We start from the raw sequence: 9,392 nt of genomic DNA on the forward strand, positions 1-9,392 counted from the left end.
TCATCGAGGCGCGGGAATAAAATCCCATTCAGACGCCGGATAGATTCAAGCAAGCCAATTTATCGTCAAAATCGGTGTTGCAAAAACGGGAGTGACCATAGATTCCGTTTTCTTGTTCACAGTCATTCCTATCCTAAACATACGACCGTTAATGTTGAATCCCATTACTGTAGATCATCCAGCATACGACTGTTAACTAAAATCATTCATGTATTAATGAAACTCCATATGAACATTAACAAAAACACGTACGACGGTTAATCAAAAGTGTCGATTTTCTTATATAATTCAATTGGATACAGTGCCGGGGATCCTTTTGGTTTTTATGGGTTAGATCTAGGATCATATTGGGATCAATTATTGGTTATAGGGTGTGGATAACGGGGATAAGTGGCTGGACCCACAAAATCGTTTACAAACACAGCATTTGTCTCCTTTTAGGGGATTTGACCCCTAACTCTTACCGAAGCCGGATCCCAGATCGGAATAAACAACAACAAATATGCCGAAGACACAACGTAGATCACTGTCACACAGTTTAATAATTCGTTATTTATTAGTATGATAAGAACAAAACCAGTGGGTGTTGCCTCTCTGCAGGGTAGTGCTGGTGGTTGAGTTTCGGTACCTCGAACAGTGGTAATGATCGGATCCAGCGCAGAATGGTCGTCAAACACACCAGGATTAGTCGCAAATATTATACGTAGGTAGGTACCATTTTTCTAAGAAACGGCTTCTGAGAGCGATTACGGGCCTCTGAGAGGCTAGTTAACTAGCAGGCTGAACTAACTGAAAGGTTTTACCCTTAACGATCCAGAAAAGGATCCGAGTGATCCTGAGCACGTTCGCTTCCGGACGATAATCCAAAAATTGGGCTTTTGTGGATGGTTTGATGTCGTTAGAAAATGGTTATTTCAAGGATAAACGTAGCTACGAAAGCTATGGTTCGGGCCTTAGATTTCGTACAGCAAGGGGCGCAGAAGACAGCAAACGCTATCTGGCAATGTTTTCTGAACCCACCGGACCATGAATCGTACTACTCCTGGGACGGTCACCTGAAAGGTTGGGGCTGCACTGCTGCAGCCCCTCATTGGAGAAACTATAACCTTATGTTTGTAAGTTCCTTACGGCTATCTTCAATTTTTACCCGCGCTTCCTCAAATGCTAACCTTAACCAATCGCGGTCAAACCAACGTCGCACCGGACTATTTTTGTTAATTGAAACCAGTTCGGCGTAATGTTGTCCGTATACCTTTCCTGTGGTTCTTCCCCTCACGATTATTTCAAGATTCTTCAGTTCATATCTCCCGGTAAGAAGATCAGCTATGTATAAATCTTTACATTCATCATCCCAGGCATCTGATGTGTCCCAAAATTCCTCTTCGCTTTCGGTTACAATGATTTCGAAATTAGCTGTGGCACGTGACATAACAAGGTCGCCAGCATAGGAAGGGCTCATATTTTCATGGATTTTATAACCGTCATTTTCAAGCGTGCTACATATCTCCTCAATGCTCCCCTGGATACTATCCAGAACGTCATAAAAGCGATCTTCATACCCGATATCTTCCGGGTAATTTTCTAACAGGACTCGGATGGTATTTGCATGAGAATATCGGTACCCAAAACCGTTGCGTTCAAGGATGAGTTTTGTTTCGCTGTCTTTGATTACTTCGGCAACCTCTTCTGCCAGTTTTGCAGTGATATGATTATATTTCACCAGACCAGCCAGTAAGGACAATATTTCTTTGTCATGCAGCACGCCGTAAAATGCCACACCATCTCCCTGGCAGTAAGCTAATGAATAGTTCAGTTCCATATCGGCAGGCCATCCGCGAGCCAGCAGAGTGTTTTGACAGTGACGGTTAAACAGATTATTAAAAGCATTCATAGCGTATTCTCCTGCAATTTAGGATTGTGTGCGGCCTGACCTGTGCCGTGAGACAAACGCAGACGGGGAAAACAGAACGAAAAAGGGCGGAGAAGGAAGCCGCAGCTCAAAGTTTTTGCAGGCTGAATGCCTGTAAAAATTTTGAGACCGGGTGACTGAGACGGCGACAGCTTCCCTTTGAAGTGATGTGACCCGTCTAAAGTGGTCTCACGGCACAGGTCCCGGTTCCGGGTTTACCGGGACCGTGGGCCTGTGCTGGTGGATAGAACGAAATACTAAATTGCAGAGGGGTAAAATGGAGAAAAGTGGTTCTTGATGATTTACTCGTAACCGTATTTTATGGCGGCTTTTACAGCTGCATCATACAATTCCTCTTTAGCCATTTTTTCTTCTCCGCCACAATCAAGGGTCACAGTCCTGAAAGTTTCGGGGTCGGGTTCATTACGCGATTTTAACTGGCAAGATAAATATTCTTTCCCTATTGGCACCAGGCCTATGTTCCTGTCCTGCCAGCTGGAATAAGAAACGTAGGATGCACCGACAATGCTAAAGAAAATGAGAAAAATCCATTCTTTTCGGGTTAACAGGTCCTTACGGAAAATTGCGCCAGCGATAGTCATCACCGGCATAATCCAAACAACAATACTGGTCAAAACAAAGAACTTGCTAAACATAAAGCTCCCCTAATACCACCTTTCGACAACGCCTTCTGGCGTGTTGAATCTGTCTTCGGAGATATTTTTCCTAACGGTATCCTTCTGCATCAGGATATGCATGATTGCCGCCTCCCTGCTATCGAAACTGTGTCTGGTAACCTTATTTACTGGTGCCTCGATATTGCTCAATGAAACATTAGCCTCAGCGCCTTTTGGACAGATATCAAACCAGTGGTGAATACGGTAGATTTCACCACTCGATTTCATTACCGGCAGCGGGCCTTCTGACAACGACTTAGGTAGAATGACTTCGAAAACATCAACGGGAGACTGTGCCTGTAGATGTGAGGAACCAAGGAGTTCATCTATGATAAACTCACCATTGTCGCTTTTAAGGTTATCGGCAATATAAATCCTGCGATGTAACCCGCGTTCCGCTTCAGCTAGGACAAAAATCAATCGGTTTTCAATTCGCTGAAGCTGGCTGTAGGCACTGTAAGATAAAGGTCCATAATTCACGCTATCCATTTCAATATTGCGATCTGCACAGAACATGCCGATGTCGGGAGTTTTGTTCGTCATGACCAATGCCAGTTGGTTCCCCCGAGTTTCAAGCCGTTCGAGCTTTCCTTCCGGGTGAGCAAAGCGTGAAACATATTCCTGAAAAAGTTCCTTTTTCAGGCGTTCGCTGCAGTTGTGATAAAAATACCCAGCGGCCTCACTCTCTGTAGTGACGTAGATATACTGCCAGTCTCCCCAGTTAATGTAGATGCCTACCGGTATCATCAATCTCGGCTGCTGCACCTGGCCCCCGGTTTTGCGGTAATCATTCATTTCGCAGTAGGCCGTCATCCATTCACGTACCCCAGCCTCAAATTCTGAGGGGTTAGCCGGAGACAGTTTTCGGAGGTCCTCTTTGCCTGTCTCAATATATTCAAACGCTCTTTGCTTTTCGTTAAAGCTGGAGAACACTGATTTCAACCCTTTCCACTCATTGGCCTCCGGCCATTCATAGAGGGTTGTTTCGCAAACACTATTTTTGCTTAGCAACGCAGGTTTGCTGGAATCAAGAGTCAGCCCTTTTGCTGACATTTTAAAGGTCAGCAGCATGGCCCACTTATGTTTTTCCACGCGATCGTCACGTTCCTCGGCTGTAGGGGTAACATACAGAGCCAGTCTGGCATTTGTCGTGACTATAAGACGTAACGGTTTGCTACCCCGGGAGATAGCCATCTCCACTGCAGCCTCTTTATGGCTCAAACCGCGCCAGGCGATCAGGTCCATCATGCCAAGTAATGCTTTCCAGCTTTTCTCGTTGGCTATTCCTTCACTAAGCGGCTGACCTTTTTTGTCCGCCCGCCAGGTGATGACTGTCTTGTCGACGATTTCAGCACGGTTAGCTTTAGTGCCTATATTGCCATCCACCAGCGCTCTGATGAGCTTTTGCCGATAGGGCATCTCCTGCACTTCTTCCGTTCTCAGGACAGCTGAAAGGCGTTTGAAGAGCTTTATGTAGTACATAAAATTCCTACGACTGGAGCGGCTGTGGATGTAATAATCAAGATCATCGGCTTTTACAGCGTCCAGACAGAGGAATCCCACGCTGCTGGCGTCATCCCACGGATCACGCTGAAAATTCGTGAGGGATACTTTCGCATTAAATTCACGTACATCATTAGCCCGAGTGCGACGGTAGATATCTTTTTTGACCGGAACCTCCACGCAAATCTCATTGTTGCGGGTAAAGGCCACCGCCATTCCCTCATCATTGATGAAATCGGCGGTAAAATAATAGGATCGGTAACTGGTACCAGTATCGACTTTCACAACGCCCGGCGCGGTATTTGGTGTACAAACAGCTCTCCACTCGCAGAACACCCTTGAACCTGAGCGCAAATGGCTATTGGCCTGGGTTATATACTCCTCAATAGAGGGGCGCACTTTCGCATCAGGATCGTCCAGAAGGCCAGTACCATCATGATCATAAATGAATCGACAATACTTCTCCTGGAACGCCATAGAGACGAAACTTAAGCGGTCCTGAGGGTCGTAGAACTCGCCAAACAGCTTAAGCCGGTGGTCGAGCCCGCAGCACAGGATAAGAAACCGGTAATAATGCAGAGCAACCATCTCATGCGCTTTAAGCTTGTCAGTGTATGACACGTCATTGAACGTAACCTGCGAACCGTCAATGCCTCGAAAGATATTTCCCTGTTCATCGGTGGTTGGAAAAAGTGTATGAGCGCCGAGGTGAGACTCTACTCCAGAGTAAACCTGGAACAGCCGTTCGCCGTCCCTAACCATCAGAAAGACCGTCTGGTTTTTTGCATTGAGCTCCCAGTTAGCCCAACGGTCCTGATAATCAATATAGCGACGGGTAGTGGTCATACATACCACGCAGCGCTGTGACGGGAAGATCTGCTCCACCAGCCCTGGATGGTTGTTTAATGCATGGAAAAAAAGTGGCAACTTTTCAAAATCAAACCATTCTCCTATATCGAGAAAAACAGCCGTTTCCTCATCGACGGCCAGCTTACGCTGTACGAACGTCAAGGGAATGTGTGGCGGTGCTGATTCACCCTCCCTGATAGTGTTCACCACCACATCTTTCCCGATGTAGAGGTCAAGGGACTTTATACCGTCCATCAGTTTATTCAGCGTTTCGCGACTTTCTTCGGCAATGGCAAGCTGGGCGGCAGCCGACTCTTCCAGATAGGGAGTAATAGCCATGACGGCTCTCGAAATCGCATTATTCTTTTCTTTAATCCAGTCGATTTGCGCCTGTGCGATTTCATGTCTGAACTCAACAGCCTGCTGGAGCTGTGCTATTTTGGCTTCATCGATACCTGATGACAGAGCTGTGCCAAGAGACGCTATCTCAGTTGATGAAGACAGCTCCATAACCATAGGAAGTTGCTTTTTGTCATCGCCTGGCGTCGATGAACTGGCTTTCTTTGCTTCAACCCTGCCGAGGAGTTCCGTACGCAGTGCTTCAGGATCAGACATGGTTTCGGTCATTTGCTGAGTCAGCTGGCTAACCCGGTTTTGAGCTGCAAGCAGTTCCTGGCTCCGGATATCCTGCCCATCATCTGCAAATTCAAATTTATCCAGAAAGTCATTAAACAGAAATCGATGCTCTTTAAACGATTTCGTGGTGCGGCAGCTACGGCCAGCAGCATCGGTAAATTTGAAAACAAAGTCTTTGCCGTATTTTGACGGATGGGTGCGGAGGATCACAGTATGGAGTGCATTATCAACCCAGCGGAGCGACTCAATCAGCAACACTTCATCCTGTTCAATACATTGCTCAGGAATATCGTTTTTTGCGCGCCAGTATTGCCCTCCCTTGAGGGAGTGAAATTTATGAAGACGTTCCGGCTGTTGTTGGTGCGGGATAATGTCAGGCATATCGCCATCTCCTGTGATCGTTCACTCCGCAAAAGACAGAGTGAATAATGTTTATTCGTAACGGCCGCTTACGCGAACAACTCACCGTTATCAATAATCGGGTTCATCTCAAATCCCGGGAAGTCAGAAAAAAAGCCGGTGGCTGAAATTCGTAACCATTCCAGAATACTATCAAAACACATCCATCTGCGGTTGAGCCGCTCGGCGGCCAGGCCTGTCTTGAGAGAACCGGCAAAAGGATCAACAACAAGCTCGTTTTCCTCCGTCAGGAACCGTATGAAAAAATCGGGGATGGCCGTAGGGAACATCGCCCCATGAGCAGGAAGCCTTAAGCGTTTAGCCTCCTGATGAAACCGGCGAGTGTCAGCACATGCATGGCCTCGGATTATTACATTTTTGGGAATAGCCCCGTCAGTGGATTGAGAAAAGGCCCCTGGTTTCACGACATGGGCACCGTCACCGTAGATGGTCGTACGGTTCTCTCCGCCTCTGGCAACCAACGCGCTGTGGCTCTCAGTGTGGGGCTGCAAAACGCGCTGGTTACAGGAGCGGACAGCATCAGGATTATTGGTCAGCCAGAAAATCATTTCATGACCGGCCAGCAGCTGAACTTTCTTACGGCAGGCCCAATATGTCGGTGAGGGTGGTTTGCTCATATTCACCCACGGCACCCGGTCCATCAGGTAGAGGTCTAGTTTCTCGCACAAGGCCAGTAATAGGCGCTCAGGGTAGAGGGAACGAGAAGGCTGACCCGGATTAAAAATATCCTGACCGATATTCAGCACGACAGAACCACCGTCAACCAGCTGGTGGGCAATTGGCCGAATGGCTTCTACGATGAAATCAATATAGTCACAGTCGTTTTTGAAGGCTGCAGCATAATCCCGCTGCTTTCTGAGCGGATAAGGTGGAGAAGTCAGGCAGAGATGAACCGGCTCGGTATTGCCCGGTAACACCATTGTCGAATTTCCTAAAATCGCTACGCCGAGATCTGTACTGAATGCCACTAAACAAGCCCCTTCCCTGACTTCGGAAAGCCCTGACTTGTTTTTCCGACAGTGGCGCCATAGAGAACGGCCTGAGCTTATACGCTCAATGACGTTCATAGCTTTTAGCGTCTGTTGGAACCAACGGATACGGTGTTTTATTTTGTTATGCGGCACACCGGCCAAACCGAATTTTTCTTTTTTATTGAAATCATTATCTGAAATTGAAAGGCGAGACTGTACCTCCCTATATAACTCATCATTGGTGAGTTCACGCTCGGCATCAGAGTAAATGGCTTCAATTAAATCCAGATTCAGAAGAGACATAACATACCCCTGTGAAATTCGTGTAATCATTATCTCATATTTAATCTTGAATGCCAGGGGCGAATTTCATCAGAATCAAAAATAATACGGAAAGGACATATTTAGTTAATAAACATCCAATGTTTGAGTGTGGTTACCCCCCCCGGAAAACCATTTTTCTTTGATTGCAATATCATAGCCCCTGACTAAGGGGGGGGTATTTTAAATGGAGATTACTTGTGATGTTCCAGTGTTTATTTATAATTGTGAACTCCCTTGAAAACAAGCAGGTGTAAATAAAAAATGGACACCTGCAACCAAATATCCACTTCCGGAGCCAGACTGCATTATTAAATCTGTTGTTAAGATTTAATAAATTTTTCGTAAAGTCGTGATAGTTCTTTGTGTCTTAAACAAACAACACGATATAGATTTTGTCTTTCTGTTTCAGGCATTAGCCGATAAATAGCAAGGAGCTCTTCGGTATCACTATTGTAAACCTCATTAAGTGAGACGATCGACCCGGCTGGGCTCTGCTGCTTGTTATCGAGTTCGCTGATTTCTTTCAAACGCAAACTGAAACTTTTTGCCAGAACGGCGATTTCTTCAGGGGGAAGATTCTGCAATTCTTTCGTCAGGCCTTCACTGTTTGCCTTAAGGGTTTCATCCTTACCGGAGACAAAGCCCCGAATCCATTCCGTCGATACCCCGACCGCACATGCGATGTTGTGCAGTGCTGTCTCACTGGCGACTCCATCCTTGAACCAGGACTCCACTGCAACAGAATCGGTACCGGCGATTAGCGCAACATCATCTGTCTCCATCTTGTGAGATGACATAATTTGAAGCAAATTAACAGGATTAAAAGGCACCATTTTTTCTTCTCCGGCATTCAAATAATTAATTAAAGCAAGACGTTGGGCAGTTTCAGTAGGATCCGGTGAGTGGTATTCATAGTTAACGGATGTTTTGTCCAGAGGCCCACCACGAAGTTGGTCAATCAGGTCGTTATTTGATCCTGGTTTAAGAATCCTAATTGTGTTTTGTTCGCTCTGTCCTGATTGCACAGGATCATCTGCATGTTTATCGCTGGCATTATTCTGCTCGTCGTTGAAATTCATTGTTTTCTCTATGATTAATAAGGTTTTTCGTTCGCTGCATGTTTACTTCAGAAAGATTATCAGATTTGAAAGTAAGCTTCCTCGCATAACCGCTACAAATGCCGCAGCGGATAATTATTTTTATCGAAAGTTACTTTTCTGGCAGTAAGTGACAACTTGTCACCGCCCTGAACGTGTTGCAATCCTGATTCTGCATCAGCTGTCGTGAATAAACGTCAGCATTAACAACCTGTTGACCGTCATCGCACATTAGGACAATGACCGGATAGCCACGACCGCTGATTTCAGCTGATTGCTGGTCAATGAAGTCACACTGTGTAAAGTCCCTTGTACCGGACAATATCTGATCCATACTTGTTGCTACGGAGTTATTCAGAGTATGGAAAGCCAGACAAATCACCAGGGCACTGATGGTCAACGTCAGGGCCAATGGACTGCGTCTGCTCCATGCGAAAACGAAACCGCGAATAATGCAAATCGCAATCAGAAAAAGGGCAAGGTAATAAATTTTCTCTAACATTGTCGTCCCATATATTTGCTTTGACTGGTTCAGTCAGCTTTTTGCTGGCTGCTACCTTTCCTACGACTGGCTAAACGCTGTTTGATACGCTCGCGGGCCTCTGCCTGTTCATCAATGCAGAGCATCTGTCCGATTAACAAAAGATGCCTTTCTTCGCGTTCAGCATCCGTTAGAAAATCAAATGGTGTCCCCGTAAAATCAGGAGGCAAAGGTAGAGCTTGCTCCCAACGAGATATAGCCTTAACAGAGAGACTGTTCAGACGCACCTGCACGCCTTCCCGGCCCAACAATGTATATAACTCGATAGCCCGGATTTCTTCCTCAGGATGCTCTGCTACATGGTGCATTAAACAATTCCTTAAGCATGGGCATGAGCGGTAAGTTTGACCCGATTAGCGGCTTTGTTGAATAAATCGAACTTTTGCTGAGTTGAAGGATCAGATCACGCATCTTCCCGACAACGCAGACCGTTCCGTGGCAAAGCAAAAGTTCAAAATCACCAAC

General features: G+C 46.1%; 8 protein-coding genes. 1 reads left to right on the plus strand and 7 read right to left on the minus strand.

Annotated features, from left to right (window positions below):
• Window positions 1-1,099: 1,099 nt before the first annotated feature.
• The 7 genes from BV390_RS29590 to BV390_RS29620 form a co-directional block, all read right to left on the minus strand.
• The gene (locus BV390_RS29590; RefSeq protein ID WP_004026443.1) at window positions 1,100-1,891 is read right to left on the minus strand and encodes a hypothetical protein; all 792 of its coding nucleotides are present in this window, start codon (window positions 1,889-1,891) and stop codon (window positions 1,100-1,102) included.
• 320 nt (window positions 1,892-2,211) lie between these two features.
• On the minus strand, window positions 2,212-2,565 hold the full coding sequence (locus tag BV390_RS29595) for a hypothetical protein (RefSeq protein WP_085397619.1): 354 nt from the start codon (window positions 2,563-2,565) through the stop codon (window positions 2,212-2,214).
• A gap of 9 nt (window positions 2,566-2,574) precedes the next feature.
• Window positions 2,575-5,955 (minus strand): hypothetical protein, encoded by a 3,381-nt coding sequence (locus BV390_RS29600; protein WP_085397620.1) that lies wholly within the window; start codon window positions 5,953-5,955, stop codon window positions 2,575-2,577.
• A gap of 68 nt (window positions 5,956-6,023) precedes the next feature.
• A complete protein-coding gene (locus tag BV390_RS29605; protein ID WP_085397621.1) occupies window positions 6,024-7,268 on the minus strand; it encodes a site-specific DNA-methyltransferase in 1,245 nt (414 codons plus the stop codon).
• A 341-nt stretch (window positions 7,269-7,609) separates the two neighbouring features.
• Complete coding sequence (locus BV390_RS29610) at window positions 7,610-8,368, minus strand: hypothetical protein (protein ID WP_223369618.1); 759 nt, start codon at window positions 8,366-8,368, stop codon at window positions 7,610-7,612.
• Between the two features lie 130 nt (window positions 8,369-8,498).
• A complete protein-coding gene (locus tag BV390_RS29615) occupies window positions 8,499-8,888 on the minus strand; it encodes a hypothetical protein (protein WP_016947060.1) in 390 nt (129 codons plus the stop codon).
• 29 nt (window positions 8,889-8,917) lie between these two features.
• On the minus strand, window positions 8,918-9,235 hold the full coding sequence (locus BV390_RS29620; protein WP_025368636.1) for a hypothetical protein: 318 nt from the start codon (window positions 9,233-9,235) through the stop codon (window positions 8,918-8,920).
• Window positions 9,236-9,317: 82 nt separating this feature from the next.
• On the opposite strand from BV390_RS29620, the gene BV390_RS31750 reads away from it, so the two are divergent.
• On the plus strand, window positions 9,318-9,392 hold a 75-nt coding region (locus tag BV390_RS31750; RefSeq protein ID WP_224261798.1), incomplete at its 3' end, for a hypothetical protein.

The organism is Klebsiella sp. YJ (assembly GCF_002108615.1).
GTDB lineage: Bacteria > Pseudomonadota > Gammaproteobacteria > Enterobacterales > Enterobacteriaceae > Klebsiella > Klebsiella planticola.

Excerpts from the sequence above, each read along its gene's own strand:
- BV390_RS29590 (WP_004026443.1), bottom strand. The coding sequence starts at position 1,891 with ATGAATGCTTTTAATAATCTGTTTAACCGTCACTGTCAAAACACTCTG.
- BV390_RS29595 (WP_085397619.1), bottom strand. The coding sequence starts at position 2,565 with ATGTTTAGCAAGTTCTTTGTTTTGACCAGTATTGTTGTTTGGATTATG.
- BV390_RS29600 (WP_085397620.1), bottom strand. The coding sequence starts at position 5,955 with ATGCCTGACATTATCCCGCACCAACAACAGCCGGAACGTCTTCATAAA.
- BV390_RS29605 (WP_085397621.1), bottom strand. The coding sequence starts at position 7,268 with ATGTCTCTTCTGAATCTGGATTTAATTGAAGCCATTTACTCTGATGCC.
- BV390_RS29610 (WP_223369618.1), bottom strand. The coding sequence starts at position 8,368 with ATGAATTTCAACGACGAGCAGAATAATGCCAGCGATAAACATGCAGAT.
- BV390_RS29615 (WP_016947060.1), bottom strand. The coding sequence starts at position 8,888 with ATGTTAGAGAAAATTTATTACCTTGCCCTTTTTCTGATTGCGATTTGC.
- BV390_RS29620 (WP_025368636.1), bottom strand. The coding sequence starts at position 9,235 with ATGCACCATGTAGCAGAGCATCCTGAGGAAGAAATCCGGGCTATCGAG.